Below are 20,436 nucleotides of genomic sequence, written 5' to 3'. Positions count from 1 at the left end.
TATCCACAATTAGGAGGAAGAAAAATGAAACATGTAATCGTTTATGCACATCCGAATACAGAAAGCTTCAACCATGCTATTTTAGAAACTGTAAAAAGTGAATTAGAAGGAAAAGGGCATGAAGTACGCGTTCGTGATCTATACGAATTAAATTTCAATCCAGTATTAGGTGCTTCCGATTTCACCTCATTTTCTCAAGGAAATACACCAGAAGATATTAAAGAAGAACAAGAGCATATCTCTTGGGCTGATAGCATTACATTCATTTACCCCGTTTGGTGGGCAGGACTTCCTGCTATTTTAAAAGGATATGTTGACCGTGTATTTAGCCACGGCTTCGCTTATGCTTACGGTGAAAATGGCATTGAAAAGTTATTAAGCGGTAAAAAAGGATTATTATTATCTACAATGGGAAATACAAAAGAAGCATACACAGCAGGCGGTATGTTTGACGCAATGAAGAAAACAGCGGATGTTGGTATTTTTGAATTTACGGGCATTGAAACAATTGAGCATACATTCTATACAAGTGTTCCTTCTGTGGATGACAGTGTGCGTAAACAATATCTTGAAGAAGTTAAAGACGTAGTGAATCGTGCGTTTTAATAAAAAAAACTCCGGTTATAACAACCGGAGTTTTTATTTCATTATCAATTTCGGGATATATCTTTGAAGAATGCTTTCTAATTCATTCATATCTTCCTGTCTAATAAGTAAATTTACATTGTCATTTATTTTTTCTCGCCCGCGATATAAAAATATATTTTCTTTTGGATTTTCCCATGTTGATGTTTTATAGCCTTTTAATTCTTCGTATGAATAAAAGTTCAATCCGTCTATTACACCTTTTTCATATATTTGTACACTTTTAATCAGATGGATAGCTATTAAAGTCATAAAACAACTTGCTACAGCATAACTACCTGACTGAACGAGAAACTGTTCACCTGTATCAATATCGCCACTTACGTACTGAGCATATGTATACATACATTGTCCGATGAAATACACCGGTCCAAGTGATGCAATCCAACGTCGTTTCACCCGAGGATATGTTGCAATAAGTTTTCCCGCGCTTTTTTTCATTGCATTTATTTTATATATCTTCCATAGAACAAAGAACAAAACACATAATGCAAAAACAAACATAATGCATGACATCCAGTACACTCTTATTCCCTCCCCTTTTTATATCAATACATATAAATTCTACATTTTATATAACTGTAGTACATATGCAATTGTGCATAAAAAAACAGGCAACCTTTTCCGGTTACCTGCATTTCATTACATCTTCTCAATCCACTCCGTCAAGTTATGCACAACTTGCGTCGGTTGTACTTCGTATTCTGTTAATTTCTCCACAGTTGTTACTCCAGTGTGGACAAGAAGGGTATGCATACTAGCATTTATCCCCGCTAAAATATCTGTATCGTAGTTATCCCCAACCATTAAAGCTTCTTCTTTTCCTATGCCAAGCACTTTTAAAGCCTGTTCCATAATGATGGATTCTGGTTTTCCGATAAAGATTGGATCTACACCTGTTGATACTGCAACAACTGATGTTAATGAACCGTTACCTGGTAATAACCCTCGCTCAGTCGGAATTGCAATATCCCCATTTGTGGAAATAAACGTTGCACCGTTACGCACAGCAAGACATGCTTTTGCTAACTTTTCATATGTGATATCGCGATCTAAACCAACAACGACGAAATCAGGATTTTCATCCACAAGTTCAAATCCTTTTTCCACAAGAGCAGCGTGTAAGCCCTCTTCACCAATCATATATACAGTTGCATCTTGTTTTCGCTCATAAATAAAGTTCGCTGTAGCCATGCTCGTTGTGAATACTTGCTCCGCTTTCGCTGGAATATCGAAACGAACAAGTTTTTCTGCCACTTGTTCTGGTTTACGAGTTGAGTTATTTGTAACGAATAAGTATGGAATACCGCGCTCCCCTAATGCTTTTACGAAGTCGCTTGCTTCTTCAATTTGCTCTTCACCGCGATACATTGTACCGTCTAAGTCAATTAAATAGCCTTTATACATCTGTTTGTCTCTCCTTCTATGCTAACGTTCTCATCTATCATACCACTCTTATATTAACCCCTTTTTCAAAAGAAAAAAACGCTTTACCCTAAAGCGTCCCATAACGTTCATTTTTTCTCTTTTATTTGGTACGAACAATTACAATCGCCCACGCACATGTTCGTTAACGTCTTCACATTTGCACCTGTAAATAACCGCTTGTACATATCTTTTTCATCTTCACACACTTGTGGGAATTTCTCCGCTATTTCCTTTAACGGACAGTTTTGCTTTTCAAGTATGAAAGAGCGTTCCCCATCTCTCTTTATTTGAACCATATAACCATTTTTCTCTTGAATAGCAGCTATTTCCTGTACTTTATACGCTAAACTACTTTGATTGCTTATCTTCTTTTGCAACTGCTCTTCCATTCGTTTCGTTCTCTCTTGTAAAACGTAACGAAGTATTTTTTCATCGCCCATTCGAGCTAAATCATCTAGCATTTCAATAGCAAACTGCTTATATTCTTTCGGGAATGTATCTTCTCCCTTTTGACTTAATCCATACAAATATGTTGGTCGTCCAACATGCTGCCTTAGCATCTTTGAATAAATTAGCTCATCTTTCTCAAGATTACTTAAATGCCTTCGGATTGCCATTTCCGTAATTTCTAAAACTTCGGCTAATTCTGCTACAGTATGCTCGCCCTTAACCTTCAACAATTGTACAATCTCTTCTTTCGTCGTACGTGCTTGCCCCATAACTCGCCCTTCTCCCTTTTCTCATATACAATATAAGATCCCCAAAGGAATTCCCGGGGATCTTATAAGCACAATTATTCTGGTACAAATGCAGATACAGGCCCTAATTCCTTTTCTAAATAACTGTGAATATTCGCTGGGTATTTCTCTACCACGCCGATATGTTTTTGAATCGTCTTATATAATTCATCATGATTCATTTGAATATAATCTTGCGTAAGCATTTTTCGAAGAAGAATAATCTCTTTAATACGCGCTCCCTCTTCTCCACTTATAACTCTCTCATCCATTAAAATATCAATAATATCTTCGTAACTTCCTGGATCGCGCATAATAAATCCATCAATCATCGCATTTCCTACATCTAATATACAATCGATAATAAGATGCGACATACGCTCTAATGCGTAAAATTCAAACTCGGTTTCATATGTCTTTTTCTCTTGAAATGTATTTATTGCTCGTTCTAAACATACTAGCATTTGTTCTATTTTCTTTCTGTCTACGAAGTACATGAATGTCACCTACCTGGAAATTAAAGCATTTACATTTTAATTGTAACGCTTTCTTCTGAAAAAATCGACAATTTTTCGAATTCACCTTTTCCTCGTTATTTGTTATAGTTATATTTGTATGATTTTTGAAATTGGAGGAATGCAACCTTGGAACGTGAACTCGCACTAGAAATTGTCCGTGTAACAGAAGCAGCAGCCTTAGCATCCGCACAGTGGATGGGCCGCGGAAAGAAAAACGAAGCAGATGATGCAGCAACTACAGCTATGCGTGATATGTTCGATTCAGTAAACATGGCAGGTACAGTTGTAATCGGTGAAGGAGAACTTGATGAAGCACCGATGTTGTATATTGGTGAAGAACTAGGAACAGGTAACGGTCCAGAAGTAGATATCGCTGTTGACCCATTAGAAGGTACAAACATCGTTGCGAAAGGCCTTGCAAATGCAATGGCAGTTATCGCAATCGCAGATAAAGGAAACCTTCTTCATGCTCCGGATATGTACATGGAAAAAATTGCGGTTGGTCCAAAAGCAGCTGGTAAAATTAGCTTAGATGATCCAATTGAAAAAACAATTGAAATTGTAGCAGAAGCAAACAATAAAAAAATTCGTGACCTAACGGTTATCATCCAAGAACGTGAACGTCATCAAGAGATTATTGACCGTGTTCGTGCAAAAGGTGCACGCGTAAAACTATTTGGTGATGGAGATGTTGGTGCATCAATCGCTACAGCTTTACCTGGGACAGGTATCGACTTATTCGTAGGTGTTGGTGGAGCTCCAGAAGGCGTTATTTCTGCAGCAGCATTAAAATGTCTTGAAGGTGAAATGCAAGCGCGCTTAGTTCCAATGAACGAAGAAGAAGAAGCTCGTTGTCGTGAAATGGGATTAGAAGATCCTCGTCAACTTCTTATGTTAGATGACTTAGTATCTGGTGATGACGCAATCTTCTCAGCAACAGGTGTATCTGCTGGTGAGTTATTAGACGGCGTGAAATTCCTAGGTGGAGATTTAGCTGAAACATATTCTATCGTTATGCGTTACAAAACAAGAACGGTACGATTTATTAAAACGCACCACCATTTAGACCATAAGCCACACTTAAACTTAGATATTTAATAAAGGAGCCATGTGTATGGAAGAACGTTTCTTTCTGTACGACGATACAGTCGCTACAAAAACTCGTTTCGTTAGCTTTATGGGGGAAAATGAGCGTCATGATTTAGCGCTTCTATACTCCGATCGTCATTACGGTAAAACGATAGTCCTTGATATGCAGAGCAACAAATTTGCTATCATCGGTCCTGACGATTTAAACGAACCAGGCTACTTAGAGCATGCATTTTCTATGTCTGAAGAAAATGCAGAAGAATTACGCTCATTTTTATTTGAACTTATATAATTTATCTGGTGCACCAGCGATTTTAGCTGGTGTTTTTTTACGATTTAAATTTTGAATTTTCAATCTTCTGTGTTATACTTATAAACAAATCTATTTGGATAGAAAGGACGTTATCTACGTATGCCAACATTTACTTTGTAATGGACCAGCAATTGGATAGCATTACTCTCAAAAAAGCACCGTGCTTTTTCAAGGGAGTAGTCTGCCCATTCCCATTACAAAGGAACGTAACGCATCTGTAGTATGATGTTTACGGAGGTTCCTCTTGGGGGAACCTCTTTTTATTTTTGTCTACTTCTTATGTCTTCATACTACAAGACATCCAAATAGCTGTATTACGTTCCTTTGCCACTAATATAAGAGGTGAAGGAAAATGCAGAAAGTACAACTTTCTTGGAGTTTATATGAAAATAAGTTATCCACAATCGAAAAATATTGTAAAAATTGTAGGCGTACTACCCTTTTTACTGATACGAATATTCGCAGGCATAACGCAAACGGAAAAAATATATACCGGTTTGCAATTTATAAGTGTCCGAAAGATCATACGTGGAACCAAAAGCTTCACATTTATAAATCATTTACTGATCACGTTGAAACTGTCAATATGACTCAGCAAGAACAAACTGAAACAAGTACTACCATTTCCATTACACAATACAAAGAAAGTGGTATAGCCGAAATAACGATCGTATTAGACATCGTTTTTGGTTCCCACAGGATTGATAAAGTGTTATCCACATATATTTCAGATTGGAGCCGTGCACTCATTGTGGAGAAAATTAAAAATGGGTATATCCAACTAAATGGACAACAAATGAAACCAAACAAAACGCTTTCTGAAGGTGATCACATTTCAATTTGTTTGTAAGGAGGACTCCCATGTTAACGGTGAGAAAAGGTACGATTGATTTATTGAATAACTTAGATGTAATGTATACAGCATGCAAAGAATTACTCTTACAAAACCAAATTTATCAATGGGATGATTCTTATCCGTCGCGAGAACATATTTCCTATCATTTAAAACAAGGTGAACTGTATTGCCTGTTTGAGGATGATGCACTCGTTGGTGCTGTCGTGTTAAACGAATGGCAATCTCCGGAATACGAACTAATTGATTGGTCAGAAACAGATGGACGATTTCTTATCGTCCACTCTTTTGTCATCCATCCCCTCGCGCAAGGAAAAGGATATAGTAAAGTACTATTATCCTTTTGGGAAAGCGAAGCAAGACAGGTGGGCTACAAAGGAATACGCCTAGATTGCTTTACAAGTAATCCCGTTTCATTAAGCCTATACGAAAAAAACAATTATATTTGCCGAGGTGCTGTTTACTTTTCAAGTAAACAGCCTCCTCATAATTGGTATAATTGTTATGAAAAAATCCTCTTACAATTGTAAGAGGATTTTTTTATTTCTTCACTTTTCGTAATACGAAGTGTGCACAACCGAAGTTACAGTACTCGTATAAATACTCTGATAAAGTACTAATTTTCGTATCATATGTCGAACGTTGATTACTATCATCAAAGAAACCGCGCAATCTAAGTTGCTCATAACCCCAGTCCCCAACGATATAATCATATTTATTTAAAATTTCTGCATAACGCTCTTTAAATGCTTCTTCACTAAAACCGTCACGAAAGTTTTTAATTACTTCGTACTGAACATTATTAACGCTCACCGTAGTATGAATCTCTTGCTTTTGCTCCATTATGAACTTCCTCTCTAAGCATTCTTCTTTTTATCGTATCACAAAGCATAACAACCAACAATTTCAAATACAAAAAATTGAAAATTAGTGCATGCTATGGAGAAGGAGGTGATACATCGTGAAAAAGCAAATTATACTCTCTCTTCTCACTCTTTCCTTATTTGCAGGCTGCCAATCAACTAATAAAGCCGAAATGGAGCGTGAAGAAGGAAGTCGTGTTCTTGTTTCCAACAAAAACGACATGTATCATACGGAAAACACAAATACAAGACTCACGAGAGTCGGTTATTCTTCTAAACAGAAGAATGACGTATCTAACAAACAAGTAGGCACTATTAACCGTGAGAAAGTCGCAGAAATGATTACGAGCATGACAGTCAAACTTCCTGACGTCACCAATGCCGCTACACTCGTTACCGATGACGAAGTGTTCGTTGTATACCGTGCAAACACAACGGATCCGAAACTCGTAACAGATCAAGTATATAAAACAGCTTTGTCCATCGTCCCACGCTATTATAAAGCATATGTATCAACAAACCAAAAGTTGATTTCTCAAATTCAAGGTCTTCAATCAGGTAGCTTAAACGATAAAGAATATGAACAAAGTCTTGATATGTTAAAACGTGAAATGAGCGATAATCCTCATTTGAACAATACGGGGGATCAAACTTTAAATGATATGATAAAAAAATAAAAAGGTGGAGAAAACCTCCACCTTTTTACTATTTCTTACGATCCGCATAAACCTCCATCGCATCACACATAAACTGAGCTAATCCCCCGCCGAACTTATCAATATTTTTCGTAAAGCGCTCATCAGCAACATACATTTGACCGAGTCCCTTAAAGGCCTCTAATGAATATTCACCAAAGTTTTGCAAGTAATCGTACCATACTCCAATTGCTTCTTGCGCCTCTTTAGAATCAGGTGCTCCATTTCGAAGTGTTGCTAGCTTTCTATAAATATTATTAAACTCCTCCTGTTTCTCTGTAGACATACCCTTCGCTGTTTTATTCGCTTCATCTACAGCTGTATCTCCCCATCTTTCACGTGCTTCTTCTTCATATGGGTTATGGCTGAAATCGAATCCTTCAAATTTCTCTTTATTCGTCATTTCAATCTCTCCTTTTGTATGCTGAATGGTTTTATTAATCGTCGCTATCACTTTATCCAATCTAGCTCGCTTTTCAAGAAGCATTTTCTTATGAAGCTGTAATGCCTCTTTGCGGTCGAATGAAGGACTCATGATAATTTCCTTAATCTTCTTTAAAGGGAAGCCAAGCTCTTTAAAAAATAAAATTTGCTGCAACGTTTCTAAATTTTCATTGGAATACAGACGATATCCAGACTCTGTCGTCTCATCTGGGGTTAACAACCCAATTTCATCGTAATGATGCAGTGTGCGCACACTAATTCCAACTAAATTAGCTACTTCTTTTACCCTCATTGTCATGCGTATCTCCCCCTTAATACATACGATAAAGTATGACGCAACGTTAGAGTCAATAAAAATTTCATTTTGTTTTTGAAAGATTCATCTCTCCACATTCTCCTACATTTCATGCATAATATATATGTACATACATTAGAAAGCGGTGAAAGTATGGTTTCAAATACTGTAATTGCCAGCATCATATTTCAACTCATTGTTTCGATTCTGGTCCCAATTATTGTACTCGTTTATTTCCGTAAGAAATATAATATTAATTTGAAAATAGTTGGCGTTGGTGTCCTTATCTTTATCGGGTTTACCCAAATTCTCGAAACACCATTCCAATTATTCATGCGTGGTAATCCCACAACAGCTGAGTTTTTAAAGAACCCATTTATCTTTTCGATTTTCGGCGGACTAACTGCTGGTATTTTTGAAGAACTAGGTCGTTTCGTTGCCTTTTACTACTTACTGAAAAAATATCGAGATTATAAAGACGGTCTTGCGTACGGAATTGGGCACGGCGGTATTGAATCGATTTTAGTCGGCGGATTCGCTGGGCTTCAAACCCTTACCTTTGCAACATCTATTAACAATGGTAGCTTCGCTCAAATGGTTGAACAATACCCACAGTTGAGCCATATCAAGGACTTGTTAATAGAGCAACCTGCCTATTTATACTTACTTGGTAGCTTAGAAAGAATTATGGCACTCGTTCTGCAAATTGCTTTTACAATGCTTGTCGTATACGCAGTAAAACAAAAGAAATACATTTTCCTCGTATACGCTATACTATTCCACGCACTTGTAGACTTTTTCGCAGCACTTTACCAAACAAAAATGATTAACATCTTTGTAGCAGAAGGAATTACTCTTCTCTTCGCGATTGGTGGTTTCATTCTTATTCGTAAAATGAAAGAGAAATTAGTGAGTGTGCCGGAGTAAAAATAACCCACCAGTTGGTGGGTTATTTTTTATATGGATTATCGTAGTGATGATAACTTTTCCCCCCTCGCAGCTCCCTCTTTGTTTCTGCATCTATAACGATGTACTTATGAAACTCATCTACTTCATCTTGAGAAAAGGAACCAAAAAAATAAACTTGGCGATCTGGATGAACAAACGAATCTTGAATCACCACTCTACTACGACAGCCGACAGCTGTTTTTTGTCGGAAGGTAAATTCTGCATCTTGTACTTCTTTCCATAAAATTTTCTTTCGAACACTATACGAAGCATTTTTGTATTCCTTATAGACCTTCTTATCTAACTGTTCATAAAATAGATTTTCATTCACAAACGATTTATTTTGATTGCTCGGGTATTCTAATTCTTGATTTGATTGTGCATATGTTGTGGACAATTGCGTAAGAAAACAAATCATGAATACGATACATATCATTTTTTTCATAATTGCACCTCAAATTTTCATTTATCCACATTACTTTTCCACATACTTAGATCACTATGCCCTTTCCAATAAAAAGGAATTTTTTCCACATTTGTCGAAGTATATATCGTCAACTTGAAAGATGGGGATGAAATATGAAAAAAATTATTGTAATCAGGCATTGTTCAGCAACTGGGCAAGAACGTAATGCCGAATTAACAAACGTAGGAAGAGACCAAGCAAACAGCCTTGCTACATTCCTCATAGAAAATCATCTACAAATAGAACATATTATTTCAAGCCCATTTGTCCGAGCTATCGATTCTATTCGGCCATATGCCCTCCAAGCTAATTTATCTATTCAAGAAGATGAACGGTTAGCAGAACGCATATTAAGCACTGTTTCAATGGATGATTGGCTTCAAAAACTAGAATACACTTTTACCAATATAGATATTGCCTTTTCGGGCGGAGAGTCAACAAAACAAGCGATGGATCGCGCCATCTCACTTATTCAGGAAGTTTTAAAACTAGAGCATGACACAACATTACTCGTTACACATGGCAACTTACTCACATTAATTTTAAAGCACTTTGATCATACTATTGGCTTTGACACATGGAAAACTTTAACGAATCCTGATATTTATGAAGTTACACTTGATGAACAATCTATCATAAAACGATTATGGGAAGCGCCATCCAAGTAATATCCCTTTCCAATACATTCAGTTGACACCGCGAGAAGATATGGTAGGCTGCAGTAAACATAGAGAGGGGTATCATTCAATATGTACGAAGACGTACTTTCTTTACTACATAAAACAAATGCTTCTTATGAAAAATTTGAACACGAACCAGTACTTGACTATGAGACTGATCGAATCGTTCGTGAAAGGCTCGGCTTACAAGGTACGCCAAGTAAAAGCTTATTTTTAAAATCAAAAGCCGGGGCGTATTACGTATTGTTTACGTTAGAGGGAACTCGCCTCAACCGAGGAGAGATGAAAGAAATAACAGGAGAAAGCTTATCTCTCTGTTCTCCTGATGAGCTAAGAGAAGAGACTGGTTGCATGCCAGGATGTGTAGCTCCTTTCGGTTATTCACAAGATGTAACGATTATTGTGGACAGTTCAATTTATACTTACAAGAAAGTTTTAATCACACCTGGTGTACCTGAATTTACAATTGAATTATCCACAGAAGAATTAAAAAGAATTTTATCAACGTGTCAAAATACAGTTTTAGAGTATAAGAAAAAAGAGAGCTAATCATTAGCTCTCTTTTTTCTTTATTTCGCTTCTGCCACTTTTTCTTTTGCAGAACGTACTTGCTCGTCCGCATGATAAGAAGAACGTACAAGTGGACCAGCTTCACAGTGGCTAAATCCTTTGCTAAGTGCAATTTCTTTAAGCTCTGCAAATTCTGCTGGTGGATAATATTTAAGAACTGGTAAATGCTTCTTAGATGGTTGTAGGTATTGTCCAAGAGTTAAAATATCCACATTGTTTGCACGTAAGTCATCCATTGCTTCAATTAAATCTTCTCTCGTTTCACCTAAGCCCACCATAATGCTCGATTTAGTTGGAATATCAGGCTGCATTTCTTTTGCTCGACGTAAAAACTCTAATGAACGGTCATATTTTGCTCTAGCGCGAACTCGGTTAGATAATCGACGTACTGTTTCAATGTTATGGTTCAAAATATCTGGTTTTGCATCCATTAACATTTTTAAGTTTTCTTCTACCCCACCCATATCAGATGGTAATACTTCGATAGACGTGAATGGATTTTTACGACGTACAGCGCGTACTGTTTCAGCGAAAACAGCTGCTCCCCCGTCTTTTAAATCATCACGTGCAACCGCTGTTATAACAACGTGCTTTAAGCCCATTTGTACTACAGAATCTGCTACGCGTTCTGGTTCTTGTAAATCAAGCTCAGTTGGTAAGCCTGTTTTAACCGCACAAAAACGACAAGCACGTGTACAAACCGCACCTAAGATCATAAATGTTGCTGTTTTCCTTACAGCCCAGCATTCATGAATATTCGGACATTTCGCTTCTTCACAAACTGTATGAAGATTCTTAGAACGCATCATTTTCTTTAAGCCTGTATAGTTTTCATTCGTGTTTAACTTAATTTTCAACCATTCGGGCTTGCGCTTATATTCTGTTTGTTTTGTCATGGTTATCAACTCCGCACAATATGAAATAGTTTACCGTGTTCGCTTCTTTCAATGTAACATATCTATTCTAACGTATGAAAGCGATTTGCTCAAATGAAGATTCTAAGATTTTTTCCAATCGTTCCCTATAATGAAATACTCCGTATATCCCACACTAAAAAGAGTGATGTTGTGAAAGGAGTCTATTTCATGCTTCGAAAAATTTCTCTTTTGCTTTCGATTTGCTTTCTTCTCCACCAAAACATCGCTTACGGTGAAGATAATCAGCAAAGCATATATGAAAAGCGCATGGCACTATATAAAGAAACTGAGCAATCTTCAGGCATTCCGTGGTATTACTTAGCTGCAATGGATCAATACGAAAGAAACATACGGAGCGTAAGAAAGGATATTCCGAAAAAACCAGATGCCATCATTTCCCTTTATTTCAAACCTGAAATATGGGCTGGACCTGTTAATAGTAACGATACTCTCCCCCATACGATTTCTCTATTTGGCGGAATGGGTTTAGATGGTGACAAAGATGGATTTGCAAATTCAAATAACGACCGTGATCTTCTGCATACAGCAGCAACTATTTTAAAGAAACAAGGAACGTCAGAAGACCATATTAACATTATGCTTTGGGAATATTATAGACGTGCAAAAACAGTTGAATTAATTACAGAATACGCCCGAATTTATAAACATTATGGACGTATTAATTTAGAAGGAAATGCTTTCCCTCTCCCAATTCGTAGTGATCATAGCTACCGTAGTACTTTCGGTGCTGGTAGAAGCTTTGGCGGCAGGAGGATTCATGAAGGAACCGATATTTTTGCTGGATATGGCGTACCAGTACGATCAACTTGCTATGGCGTTATTGAAACAAAAGGATGGAATCGTCTTGGCGGATGGCGCATTGGTATTCGTGACCTTCATAATAATTATCACTATTACGCTCATTTAGGCGGGTTCTCTAAGGAAATACAGCTCGGACAAATTGTCGAGCCAGGAAAAGTAATCGGATTTGTCGGTAGTACTGGTTATGGTCCTCCTGGCACAGCTGGAAAATTCCCGCCCCACTTACATTTCGGCATGTATAAAGACAATGGCTATACAGAATGGGCTTTCGATCCATATATGCATTTAAGCCTTTGGGAACGAAAAGAACGAGCAAATACAAAACGATAACCGTAGCGAATTGCTACGGTTATTTTTTATCCCACTATTTGCGGGCAGTAAGACCCCTACCTCAAAATTCAGCGAAGGCAAAGAAGTTCGGTGGGGGTCTGGCTGCCCGTAAAAGCCCGATTGGTGAAGGCTAATAATCAGTGGGGGACGAAGCCCCCCACTGATTAAAGTTTCACTTTATATTCACTAACTATCCGTTTTCTTTTTATCTGGTACAACAACCCCGCCACTTCCGTAATAAGTAGGCACCTCACCTTGAACGATGCGCGTTGCAATCGGAATGTTTTGCTTCACCTTAATTTCTTTCGTGCGTAACGGAATCATAACTTGTAACGTCACTTCCACTTCCATAATAATTTTGATCGCTGTATTATTAATTCCTTGTGGCTCAACTAACTGTTTAATATCCGTATTCACATGACCAATTGGCGTAAAATTAATCGGAATATCCGGTCCTATATTACCAAGAAGCGCATTATCAGTTATGCGCCCAAAAGGAACTGACATAGATACCCCATTCTCTTCAAAAATACCAAGTGCTTTCGTATCCCCTTTTTCTACTTGTTGTAAATATTTTTCTATGTATGCAGTAGTCGATGTTAATATTTCATTTACTTGTTTTGTATTTAAATCAATTGTAGATACCTTCCCGTTCCTATCCGTTTGTACTTTCATTAATGAATCTACATCAAACCCTTCATTAATTCGGTCTTTTACCGCTTTCGTCATAACTGCTGTTGCCATTTTATGCGTCTCTGTTTCCCCATACTTAATTAATGTTGGCTGAATACTTTTATTTACAATCCATAATCCTTGAACTACCATTATGATAAAAATGATAAACGAAATAAGCAGTATATACCGAAAGGAAATCGGTCCCCTTCGAAACCGCGAATTTTTCGAACGAAATATGCTCATAAGAAAACCCTCCTTCTTATATTATTTCTATGCAAGAAAGAGGGACGATATATGCTTATCTCATTTTTAATAGTGCATCTTTTCCGATTGTGCCTACCGGAATGCCTAAAGCTTCGGCTTCAATTGTTACTGATTCCAGCGGTGCTTCAAGAAGCTGTTCAATCGTTCTTACACCAACCGCACGGCCAGCAATAATTCCTCGATCACCTAATTTCTCATTTAGAAGACCTACATCTAAAGCACCGCACATAATATATCCTTTATCGCTCATTACAGCTAGCAAATTTGTCTTTGGAAGTTTGACGCTAACAGCAATGAACGTATAGTTATCAATTATAATTGGCTCTATATTAACCATAGTTCACACTCCTCTCTTTCTTATCTTTATGACAAGAGAAAAATGAGTGTTACAAGTTAACTAGCCTATAGTTTGACTGAAGATGTATAAGTTATCAACATGTCTGTTAACACATCTCTAAGTAATTCTGGCATATAATATTGTTTGTCAGAAAGTGTGGATAGCTCTGGGTATAAGTATCCGAATGTAAACATATCAATCGTTCCTACCGTATATATACGGTCTAATTCCAGCGATTCGCCGTTAATCAATACATCCTCCAGTAAAATTTTATTCCCCGGAATCATATCTGGAATCACTTCCAAACCATCGTAAATCATTTTCCCCATTACTTTCCCACGAAATCCGAATCCTTTCACCTCAAGATTCTCCATATTCGGGCGGCGTGCTTTCAAAATAACTTCTCTTAACGTTTTCCCTGGTACTTTTAATAGACATGGATTAATTGGATGTGGACAAATTCGATGAATATCTCCGCGCGTCACAACACCTTCATTTAATCCCTCAAGAAGCACACCAGCGTTCACCATCCCAACATCCGCATCACACCACTCTTTAAGCGCACTTGCCAACATATGAGAAAACGTCGTCTCCTTAAACCAATCAACTGGCAATGATTCTTTTAAATGAACGACAGGCTCAGCCATTATCTGTTTACTTTCTTCCTTTAGCATTTCAATTGTGGATAACGGCTCGCTATAAGCACCTAACCGTTCTGCCTTAATCGCTCTACCGTCTTTTTTTAACAGTCTCTTCGTCTCTTTATCCACAGTAAGCTGAACGTGACCGACGTAATGTCCCCACTTTTCACAACAGCAAAGCAAAGTATCGTTTACAAGAACGCCACGCTCAAATAAATGGTGCGTATGTGCCCCTAAAATAACATCTATATCATAATGCTCCGCCATATACTCATCCATACTTTTTCCAAGATGAGAAAGCACAACCGTAATGTGAGCTGTATCCTTAACTTCTTCTAAAATAGACTCTAAATGGATGATTGGATCTTCAATATGCCAATCTAACATATGATAAAACTCTGGATAAGCTACCGTTAATCCAATAAAGGCAATCGTAATCCCATCTGTCGTTGTATGTAATTTATAAGGCTTCGCCCACGCCGGACGTACACCCTCTTTTTCAAATAAATTCGCTACGAGCACCTCAAACCCAGCATCATCATACAGACGATTCAAATGCTCCTTCGCTAATGTAATTCCTTCATTATTTCCGATCGTTACATAATCATATAACGCCTCATTTAAAAGCTTCGTATTCCCAAGCCCATTTGTCGCTTCCGAAATACTATGAAAACGATCCACATGATCGCCAATATCCACAGTTAAAACGGACTCTCCCGCTTCCTGTCTTCGCTTTTTCTCCCCTAGTACAAACCGAGAAATTTGCGGCCAATTTTCAAAATGACTATGTATATCGTTTGTATGATAAAGGTGGATGATCGTTTCTTTATTTATATTCAGAGAAAAAACCTCCTCTCAGTTCCTTACTGCCATTTACGCTACACGTACGCAATAATCCTGTAAATACTTTTCGTCTTTTCTTGCTATTCTACATTGTACTCGCATTATAAGAAAAAGCAAAAGATTGCCCTTTTAATATGGAAAACTTTTGTTTTTTCTAGTGTGCGAAAGGATTCTAGATAGTGGAGCGCTTGATTTGGGGATTGGCGGGTTTGTCAAAAAGTTTAACAGAGGGGGGTTTTTTGGTTTTTCCGAGTGGTTTAGCGGATTCTCTGAAGAGTTTGTCAGTATCTTTGTCTTACCACTAGTCGATCTCTTTTCATATAAAATGTTGAGGGGGTATATGAGGAATTTATTTTGTCTTACTTTGTCGATAAATCGATATTCCTTGTCGAAACGTCGATATATTGAAATAATCGTTGATATATTCCGAGTTATGATCGATATATTTGAAAAATCGTTGATATATTTAGTTAGACACCCACCTTGGTATCCCTGCCCGAACCCGAATACACAACACAAAAAGCGCCCTGCACAGCAGGGCGCTTTCTTCATACATATATTATCCAGTTCCAGCGGCTAGAATGTTCGGTGGCTTCACTTCTTCCTATGAGGCAAAAAGCGCCTCTACGTCAGAAGCTCCATCCCCCTCACATTCTGAACGAGCCGCTTCCACTTTTATATATTAACCAATAGAACCTTCCATCTCAAACTTGATTAGGCGGTTCATTTCAACTGCGTATTCCATTGGAAGTTCGCGAGTGAATGGCTCGATGAAGCCCATTACGATCATTTCTGTAGCTTCTTGCTCAGAAATACCGCGGCTCATTAGGTAGAATAATTGTTCTTCTGATACTTTAGATACTTTCGCTTCATGCTCAAGTGAAACGTAATCGTTTTTGATTTCGTTATAAGGAATTGTATCAGATGTAGACTGGTTATCCATGATTAACGTGTCACACTCGATGTTAGAACGAGAGTTTTTCGCTTTTGGTCCGAATTGTACAATACCACGGTAAGTTACTTTACCACCATGCTTCGCAATCGATTTAGAAACGATTGTTGAAGATGTGTTTGGTGCTAAGTGAATCATTTTCGCACCAGCATCTTGGTGTTGGCCTTTACCAGCAATCGCGATAGATAATGTTAAACCACGAGCGCCTTCGCCTTTTAAGATAACTGCTGGGTATTTCATCGTTAATTTAGATCCGATGTTACCGTCAATCCATTCCATCGTTGCGTTTTCTTCACAAACCGCACGTTTTGTAACTAGGTTGTATACGTTGTTCGCCCAGTTTTGGATTGTTGTATAACGGCAATATGCATCTTTCTTAATGATGATTTCAACTACTGCACTATGAAGTGAGTTAGTTGTGTAAACAGGTGCTGTACAACCTTCTACGTAGTGTACATGCGCGCCTTCGTCTACGATGATAAGCGTACGCTCGAATTGTCCCATATTTTCAGAGTTAATACGGAAATACGCTTGAAGTGGTGTATCAACTTTAATACCTTTTGGAACGTAGATGAATGATCCACCAGACCAAACTGCAGAGTTTAATGCAGAGAATTTGTTGTCTGTTGGTGGGATTATTTTTCCGAAATGCTCGCGGAAAATATCTTCGTTCTCTTTTAATGCGCTATCTGTATCTTTGAAGACGATTCCTAGAGCTTCTAGGTCTTCTTTCATGTTGTGGTATACAACTTCAGATTCGTACTGTGCAGATACACCAGCTAAATATTTTTGCTCAGCTTCAGGAATACCTAATTTATCAAATGTCGCTTTAATTTCCTCAGGTACTTCATCCCAAGACTTCTCCGATTTCTCAGATGGTTTTACGTAGTACGTAATTTCATCGAAATCTAAGTCGTTTAAGTCGCCGCCCCATTGTGGCATTGGCATTTCATAGAACTTATCCAGTGATTTTAAACGGAAGTCTAACATCCACTGTGGTTCTTCTTTCATACGTGAAATCTCTTCAACGATCTCTTTTGTTAAACCGCGTCCAGCACGGAAAATCGAAACGTCTTTGTCTTTGAAACCATACTTATAATCGCCGATATCTGGCAGTTGCTTCGCCATGTTGGTGTGTCCCTCCTTATATAACCTCGTTTTTAGGAACTTTTAACATTACTTATCTTCATTTAAGCCCTTTTCTAACGCTTTCCACGCTAATGTTGCACATTTAATACGTGCCGGGAACTTGCATACGCCTTGTAATGCTTCAATATCTCCTAAATCAATGCTGTCATCATACTCTTTTCCTAGCATCATGTCAGAGAAAATTTTAGAAAGCTTAAGAGCCTCTTCAATTTTCTTTCCTTTTACTGCTTGTGTCATCATTGAAGCTGAAGACATTGAAATTGAACATCCTTCGCCTTCAAACTTCGCTTCTTGCACAATACCCTCTTCTACTTTCATCGTAAGTTGAATACGATCGCCGCAAGTTGGATTGTTCAAGTTAACGGTAACACTATCTTCTAACACGCCATGGTTACGAGGATTTTTATAATGATCCATAATAACTTGACGATATAACGTATCTAAATTATTAAATGACATTTGTGAAATACTCCTTTGTCTTGATTAGCGATTCAACAAATGTATCAATTTCTTCTTTTGTATTATATAAATAGAAGCTTGCACGTGCTGTAGAAGAAGCTTTCAGCCACTTCATAAGCGGTTGTGCACAGTGATGTCCTGCGCGAACCGCAATGCCTTCTACATCTAATACAGTTGCTACATCATGAGGATGTACGTCATCAATATTAAATGTAACAAGACCAGCGCGATGCTTTGGACCATAAATTGTAACGCCATCTACTTCTGATAGTCTTTCTAAAGCGTATTGCGCCAATTCATGTTCGTGCTTTTCAATATTATGAAGACCGATTTCTTCTAAGAAATCAATTGCCGCACCAAGTCCGATTGCATTACCGATAATCGGTGTACCTGCTTCGAACTTCCACGGAAGCTCTTTCCAAGTAGACTCTTGTAAGTCTACGAAATCAATCATTTCACCACCAAATTCAATTGGTTCCATATTGTTTAGCAATTCTTTCTTACCATATAATACGCCGACACCTGTTGGTCCGCACATCTTATGAGCAGATAATGCGTAGAAATCACAGTTTAAATCTTGTACATCCACTTTCATATGAGGTGCACTTTGTGCTCCATCAACGATCATGATTGCACCGTTTTCATGTGCGATTGCTCCGATTTCTTTTACAGGGTTAATCGTTCCAAGTACGTTTGACACGTGCATAATAGAAACGATTTTTGTATTCGTTGTAACTGTTTGACGAACATCTTCTAAAGAAATTGTACCGTCTGGTTGAAGCGGAAGGTATTTTAAAGTTGCGCCAGTTTTCTTCGCAACTTGTTGCCACGGAATGATGTTACTATGGTGCTCCATGTAAGAGATGACGATTTCATCGCCTTCTTTTACATTTTCAAGACCATAGCTAGCCGCTACTGTATTTAATGCAGTTGTCGTTCCGCGCGTGAAAATAATCTCTTCCATTGATTTCGCGTTAATAAACTTGCGAACTTTCTCACGTGCACCTTCATACGCGTCGGTAGCTTTCGTACCGAGCGTATGAACACCGCGATGCACGTTAGAATTGTATTCTTTATAATAACGTTCTAACGTTTCAATGACTTGAATTGGTTTTTGAGAAGTTGCTGCACTATCGAAATAAACAAGTTGTTTGCCGTTCACTTTTTGATCAAGAATTGGAAACTGTTTGCGTATTTCATGAATATTCATTAGCGAACTTTCCTTTCAATTACCTCAACAAGCTGTGCTTTTACTCCTTCAATTGGAAGCTCATTTACTACAGGTGCTAAGAATCCATGGATGACTAAACGTTCTGCTTCGCGTTTTGGAATCCCACGGCTCATCAAGTAGTATAATTGGTATGGATCTACGCGGCCTACTGAAGCTGCGTGACCTGCCATTACATCATCTTCATCGATTAAAAGAATTGGGTTTGCATCACCGCGAGCTTTCTCATCTAACATAAGAACGCGAGAAGATTGTTGTGCATTTGATTTAGATGCACCGTGTTCAATCTTACCAATTCCATTAAAGATAGATGTTGCACTATCTTTTTGTACTCCGTGTTTTAAAATCCAACCTTCAGAGTGTTTACCGAAGTGAACAACTTTAGTTGTAAAGTTTTGTGTTTGGTTACCACGGCCAATTGTTACTGTTTTCGTATCAGCATATGATCCGTCGCCCATTAAGTTCGTAACGTTCTCTGAGATTGTATTTCCGTCATTCATAAGGCCTAGAGCCCAATCAATACGGCCGTCGCGTCCAACAACGCCGCGGCGGTTAACGTAAGTTGTTACGTCTTTTGCTAATAGATCAACCGCACCGAATTTCACTTGTGCGCCTTGTTCTACGATTACTTCTGCTACGATATTTGCAATACCTTTAGCATTTTCATTTGCAACGTAGTTTTCTACATAAGTTGCAGTACTGTTCGCATCAGCTACGAATAGTACGTGGTTATATACGTTAGCTTCTTCGCCGTCTACTAAGAATACAGCTTGAAGTGGAGTTTCAAGAACAACGTTTTTCGGAACATATACGAATGCACCGCCGTTGATTAATGCAGCATGAAGTGCAGTTAGACGATGCTCGTCTACTTTCACACCGTCTTTCATTAAGTACTTTTGTACTAGTCCAGCATGCTCTGTTGCAGCTGTTACGATGTCTGTAAAAATAACACCTTTTTCTTTTGCTTCGTCTGCTAAAGAAACGAACGCAGTTGTACCAGTACGTTGTACTAATACGCTGTTATTTTCATCGATTAAGTTTTTCACTGCTTCTGGAAGCTCTGTTAAAGAACTTACAGGCTCTTGCTTAGCAGCGTCGCCTTTTCCGATAAAATCCCATTTGTCAATTTTCGTTTTATCAGGCGTTGGCATTGGAAGTTCAGTTGCTTGTGCAAGAGCTTGTAAGCGGAACTCAGTCAACCAAGCAGCTTCGTTTACTTCGCTTGCGCGCTGACGGATTGTTTCTTGATCGAAAGGTAATGTACCGATTGTCATG

The 20,436-nt window shown here is 38.1% G+C and carries 25 protein-coding genes; 10 read left to right on the top strand and 15 right to left on the bottom strand.

What is annotated here, in order from left to right; translation table 11 throughout:
• Nucleotides 1–24 precede the first annotated feature (24 nt).
• On the top strand, nucleotides 25–606 hold the full coding sequence (locus QCI75_RS02515) for an NAD(P)H-dependent oxidoreductase (RefSeq protein WP_144505355.1): 582 nt from the start codon (nucleotides 25–27) through the stop codon (nucleotides 604–606).
• 33 nt (nucleotides 607–639) lie between these two features.
• Here the strand turns inward: QCI75_RS02515 and QCI75_RS02510 are convergent, their stop codons facing one another.
• From QCI75_RS02510 to QCI75_RS02495, 4 genes are all read right to left on the bottom strand, one after another.
• Entirely contained in the window at nucleotides 640–1,170 is a 531-nt protein-coding gene (locus QCI75_RS02510) for an iron ABC transporter substrate-binding protein (RefSeq protein WP_144505356.1), read from the bottom strand.
• A gap of 117 nt (nucleotides 1,171–1,287) precedes the next feature.
• Complete coding sequence (locus tag QCI75_RS02505) at nucleotides 1,288–2,052, bottom strand: TIGR01457 family HAD-type hydrolase (protein WP_098777466.1); 765 nt, start codon at nucleotides 2,050–2,052, stop codon at nucleotides 1,288–1,290.
• 107 nt (nucleotides 2,053–2,159) lie between these two features.
• Complete coding sequence (locus QCI75_RS02500) at nucleotides 2,160–2,792, bottom strand: helix-turn-helix transcriptional regulator (protein ID WP_144505357.1); 633 nt, start codon at nucleotides 2,790–2,792, stop codon at nucleotides 2,160–2,162.
• A gap of 74 nt (nucleotides 2,793–2,866) precedes the next feature.
• A complete protein-coding gene (locus QCI75_RS02495; RefSeq protein WP_144505358.1) occupies nucleotides 2,867–3,307 on the bottom strand; it encodes a DUF86 domain-containing protein in 441 nt (146 codons plus the stop codon).
• A gap of 147 nt (nucleotides 3,308–3,454) precedes the next feature.
• Between QCI75_RS02495 and glpX the strand changes: the two genes are divergently transcribed.
• The 4 genes from glpX (at nucleotide 3,455) to QCI75_RS02475 (ending at nucleotide 6,113) form a co-directional block, all read left to right on the top strand.
• A complete protein-coding gene (gene glpX, locus QCI75_RS02490) occupies nucleotides 3,455–4,426 on the top strand; it encodes a class II fructose-bisphosphatase (RefSeq protein ID WP_070145347.1) in 972 nt (323 codons plus the stop codon).
• A gap of 16 nt (nucleotides 4,427–4,442) precedes the next feature.
• Entirely contained in the window at nucleotides 4,443–4,709 is a 267-nt protein-coding gene (locus QCI75_RS02485; protein WP_002124268.1) for a DUF3055 domain-containing protein, read from the top strand.
• Between the two features lie 373 nt (nucleotides 4,710–5,082).
• Nucleotides 5,083–5,580 carry a cytoplasmic protein gene (locus QCI75_RS02480; protein WP_144505360.1) on the top strand — a complete coding sequence of 166 codons (498 nt, stop codon included), beginning with the start codon at nucleotides 5,083–5,085 and terminating at the stop codon, nucleotides 5,578–5,580.
• A gap of 11 nt (nucleotides 5,581–5,591) precedes the next feature.
• A complete protein-coding gene (locus QCI75_RS02475; protein ID WP_144505361.1) occupies nucleotides 5,592–6,113 on the top strand; it encodes a GNAT family N-acetyltransferase in 522 nt (173 codons plus the stop codon).
• 10 nt (nucleotides 6,114–6,123) lie between these two features.
• On the opposite strand, the gene QCI75_RS02470 is transcribed toward QCI75_RS02475, so the two are convergent.
• On the bottom strand, nucleotides 6,124–6,426 hold the full coding sequence (locus QCI75_RS02470; protein ID WP_000435944.1) for a YutD family protein: 303 nt from the start codon (nucleotides 6,424–6,426) through the stop codon (nucleotides 6,124–6,126).
• A gap of 118 nt (nucleotides 6,427–6,544) precedes the next feature.
• Here QCI75_RS02470 and QCI75_RS02465 point away from each other — a divergent pair, with 118 nt between their 5' ends.
• Nucleotides 6,545–7,123 (top strand): YhcN/YlaJ family sporulation lipoprotein, encoded by a 579-nt coding sequence (locus QCI75_RS02465; protein WP_144505362.1) that lies wholly within the window; start codon nucleotides 6,545–6,547, stop codon nucleotides 7,121–7,123.
• A 28-nt stretch (nucleotides 7,124–7,151) separates the two neighbouring features.
• Here the strand turns inward: QCI75_RS02465 and QCI75_RS02460 are convergent, their stop codons facing one another.
• Complete coding sequence (locus tag QCI75_RS02460; RefSeq protein ID WP_353759937.1) at nucleotides 7,152–7,883, bottom strand: MerR family transcriptional regulator; 732 nt, start codon at nucleotides 7,881–7,883, stop codon at nucleotides 7,152–7,154.
• A 108-nt stretch (nucleotides 7,884–7,991) separates the two neighbouring features.
• On the opposite strand from QCI75_RS02460, the gene QCI75_RS02455 reads away from it, so the two are divergent.
• On the top strand, nucleotides 7,992–8,807 hold the full coding sequence (locus tag QCI75_RS02455) for a YhfC family intramembrane metalloprotease (RefSeq protein WP_144505364.1): 816 nt from the start codon (nucleotides 7,992–7,994) through the stop codon (nucleotides 8,805–8,807).
• A gap of 22 nt (nucleotides 8,808–8,829) precedes the next feature.
• On the opposite strand, the gene QCI75_RS02450 is transcribed toward QCI75_RS02455, so the two are convergent.
• The gene (locus QCI75_RS02450) at nucleotides 8,830–9,273 is read right to left on the bottom strand and encodes a hypothetical protein (RefSeq protein WP_144505365.1); all 444 of its coding nucleotides are present in this window, start codon (nucleotides 9,271–9,273) and stop codon (nucleotides 8,830–8,832) included.
• A 134-nt stretch (nucleotides 9,274–9,407) separates the two neighbouring features.
• On the opposite strand from QCI75_RS02450, the gene QCI75_RS02445 reads away from it, so the two are divergent.
• Together QCI75_RS02445 and QCI75_RS02440 are read left to right on the top strand one after the other, a co-directional pair.
• A complete protein-coding gene (locus QCI75_RS02445; protein WP_144505366.1) occupies nucleotides 9,408–9,962 on the top strand; it encodes a histidine phosphatase family protein in 555 nt (184 codons plus the stop codon).
• A gap of 81 nt (nucleotides 9,963–10,043) precedes the next feature.
• Complete coding sequence (locus QCI75_RS02440) at nucleotides 10,044–10,523, top strand: YbaK/EbsC family protein (protein ID WP_353759936.1); 480 nt, start codon at nucleotides 10,044–10,046, stop codon at nucleotides 10,521–10,523.
• 20 nt (nucleotides 10,524–10,543) lie between these two features.
• Here the strand turns inward: QCI75_RS02440 and lipA are convergent, their stop codons facing one another.
• Nucleotides 10,544–11,440, bottom strand: coding sequence for a lipoyl synthase (lipA, locus tag QCI75_RS02435; protein WP_000166376.1), 897 nt, complete (start codon nucleotides 11,438–11,440; stop codon nucleotides 10,544–10,546).
• A gap of 189 nt (nucleotides 11,441–11,629) precedes the next feature.
• On the opposite strand from lipA, the gene QCI75_RS02430 reads away from it, so the two are divergent.
• A complete protein-coding gene (locus QCI75_RS02430; protein ID WP_144505368.1) occupies nucleotides 11,630–12,613 on the top strand; it encodes a M23 family metallopeptidase in 984 nt (327 codons plus the stop codon).
• 186 nt (nucleotides 12,614–12,799) lie between these two features.
• On the opposite strand, the gene yunB is transcribed toward QCI75_RS02430, so the two are convergent.
• The 7 genes from yunB to sufD form a co-directional block, all read right to left on the bottom strand.
• A complete protein-coding gene (yunB, locus tag QCI75_RS02425; RefSeq protein WP_144505369.1) occupies nucleotides 12,800–13,531 on the bottom strand; it encodes a sporulation protein YunB in 732 nt (243 codons plus the stop codon).
• Nucleotides 13,532–13,586: 55 nt separating this feature from the next.
• Complete coding sequence (locus QCI75_RS02420) at nucleotides 13,587–13,889, bottom strand: YunC family protein (protein ID WP_070145356.1); 303 nt, start codon at nucleotides 13,887–13,889, stop codon at nucleotides 13,587–13,589.
• 65 nt (nucleotides 13,890–13,954) lie between these two features.
• Entirely contained in the window at nucleotides 13,955–15,346 is a 1,392-nt protein-coding gene (locus tag QCI75_RS02415) for a bifunctional metallophosphatase/5'-nucleotidase (RefSeq protein ID WP_353761483.1), read from the bottom strand.
• A gap of 709 nt (nucleotides 15,347–16,055) precedes the next feature.
• Nucleotides 16,056–17,453 (bottom strand): Fe-S cluster assembly protein SufB, encoded by a 1,398-nt coding sequence (sufB, locus tag QCI75_RS02410; protein ID WP_070145358.1) that lies wholly within the window; start codon nucleotides 17,451–17,453, stop codon nucleotides 16,056–16,058.
• Nucleotides 17,454–17,501: 48 nt separating this feature from the next.
• Nucleotides 17,502–17,933, bottom strand: a complete 432-nt coding sequence (gene sufU / locus QCI75_RS02405; protein ID WP_002089369.1) for a Fe-S cluster assembly sulfur transfer protein SufU — start codon at nucleotides 17,931–17,933, stop codon at nucleotides 17,502–17,504.
• Nucleotides 17,923–19,143, bottom strand: a complete 1,221-nt coding sequence (gene sufS / locus QCI75_RS02400) for a cysteine desulfurase SufS (RefSeq protein ID WP_353759935.1) — start codon at nucleotides 19,141–19,143, stop codon at nucleotides 17,923–17,925. Before sufS ends, sufU begins: the two co-directional genes overlap by 11 nt.
• Nucleotides 19,143–20,435, bottom strand: a complete 1,293-nt coding sequence (gene sufD, locus QCI75_RS02395) for a Fe-S cluster assembly protein SufD (RefSeq protein WP_353759934.1) — start codon at nucleotides 20,433–20,435, stop codon at nucleotides 19,143–19,145. Before sufD ends, sufS begins: the two co-directional genes overlap by 1 nt.
• Nucleotide 20,436 lies beyond the last annotated feature (1 nt).

This window comes from Bacillus cereus group sp. RP43 (genome assembly GCF_040459645.1).
In the GTDB taxonomy this organism is placed as follows: domain Bacteria; phylum Bacillota; class Bacilli; order Bacillales; family Bacillaceae_G; genus Bacillus_A; species Bacillus_A mycoides_C.
Note: the sequence above shows the minus strand (reverse complement) of the source record. Positions and strands in the feature narration are given on the sequence as shown.

What these genes read in the sequence shown, in the direction of transcription:
- QCI75_RS02505 (WP_098777466.1), bottom strand. Translation starts at nt 2,052, where the DNA reads ATGTATAAAGGCTATTTAATTGACTTAGACGGTACAATGTATCGCGGT.
- sufS (WP_353759935.1), bottom strand. Translation starts at nt 19,143, where the DNA reads ATGAATATTCATGAAATACGCAAACAGTTTCCAATTCTTGATCAAAAA.
- QCI75_RS02495 (WP_144505358.1), bottom strand. Translation starts at nt 3,307, where the DNA reads ATGTACTTCGTAGACAGAAAGAAAATAGAACAAATGCTAGTATGTTTA.
- sufB (WP_070145358.1), bottom strand. Translation starts at nt 17,453, where the DNA reads ATGGCGAAGCAACTGCCAGATATCGGCGATTATAAGTATGGTTTCAAA.
- QCI75_RS02460 (WP_353759937.1), bottom strand. Translation starts at nt 7,883, where the DNA reads ATGACAATGAGGGTAAAAGAAGTAGCTAATTTAGTTGGAATTAGTGTG.
- yunB (WP_144505369.1), bottom strand. Translation starts at nt 13,531, where the DNA reads ATGAGCATATTTCGTTCGAAAAATTCGCGGTTTCGAAGGGGACCGATT.
- QCI75_RS02455 (WP_144505364.1), top strand. Translation starts at nt 7,992, where the DNA reads ATGCATAATATATATGTACATACATTAGAAAGCGGTGAAAGTATGGTT.
- QCI75_RS02480 (WP_144505360.1), top strand. Translation starts at nt 5,083, where the DNA reads ATGCAGAAAGTACAACTTTCTTGGAGTTTATATGAAAATAAGTTATCC.
- QCI75_RS02430 (WP_144505368.1), top strand. Translation starts at nt 11,630, where the DNA reads ATGCTTCGAAAAATTTCTCTTTTGCTTTCGATTTGCTTTCTTCTCCAC.
- QCI75_RS02445 (WP_144505366.1), top strand. Translation starts at nt 9,408, where the DNA reads ATGAAAAAAATTATTGTAATCAGGCATTGTTCAGCAACTGGGCAAGAA.
- QCI75_RS02475 (WP_144505361.1), top strand. Translation starts at nt 5,592, where the DNA reads ATGTTAACGGTGAGAAAAGGTACGATTGATTTATTGAATAACTTAGAT.
- QCI75_RS02515 (WP_144505355.1), top strand. Translation starts at nt 25, where the DNA reads ATGAAACATGTAATCGTTTATGCACATCCGAATACAGAAAGCTTCAAC.
- QCI75_RS02470 (WP_000435944.1), bottom strand. Translation starts at nt 6,426, where the DNA reads ATGGAGCAAAAGCAAGAGATTCATACTACGGTGAGCGTTAATAATGTT.
- QCI75_RS02420 (WP_070145356.1), bottom strand. Translation starts at nt 13,889, where the DNA reads ATGGTTAATATAGAGCCAATTATAATTGATAACTATACGTTCATTGCT.
- QCI75_RS02440 (WP_353759936.1), top strand. Translation starts at nt 10,044, where the DNA reads ATGTACGAAGACGTACTTTCTTTACTACATAAAACAAATGCTTCTTAT.
- QCI75_RS02485 (WP_002124268.1), top strand. Translation starts at nt 4,443, where the DNA reads ATGGAAGAACGTTTCTTTCTGTACGACGATACAGTCGCTACAAAAACT.
- QCI75_RS02450 (WP_144505365.1), bottom strand. Translation starts at nt 9,273, where the DNA reads ATGAAAAAAATGATATGTATCGTATTCATGATTTGTTTTCTTACGCAA.
- sufU (WP_002089369.1), bottom strand. Translation starts at nt 17,933, where the DNA reads ATGTCATTTAATAATTTAGATACGTTATATCGTCAAGTTATTATGGAT.
- sufD (WP_353759934.1), bottom strand. Translation starts at nt 20,435, where the DNA reads ATGACAATCGGTACATTACCTTTCGATCAAGAAACAATCCGTCAGCGC.
- QCI75_RS02500 (WP_144505357.1), bottom strand. Translation starts at nt 2,792, where the DNA reads ATGGGGCAAGCACGTACGACGAAAGAAGAGATTGTACAATTGTTGAAG.
- lipA (WP_000166376.1), bottom strand. Translation starts at nt 11,440, where the DNA reads ATGACAAAACAAACAGAATATAAGCGCAAGCCCGAATGGTTGAAAATT.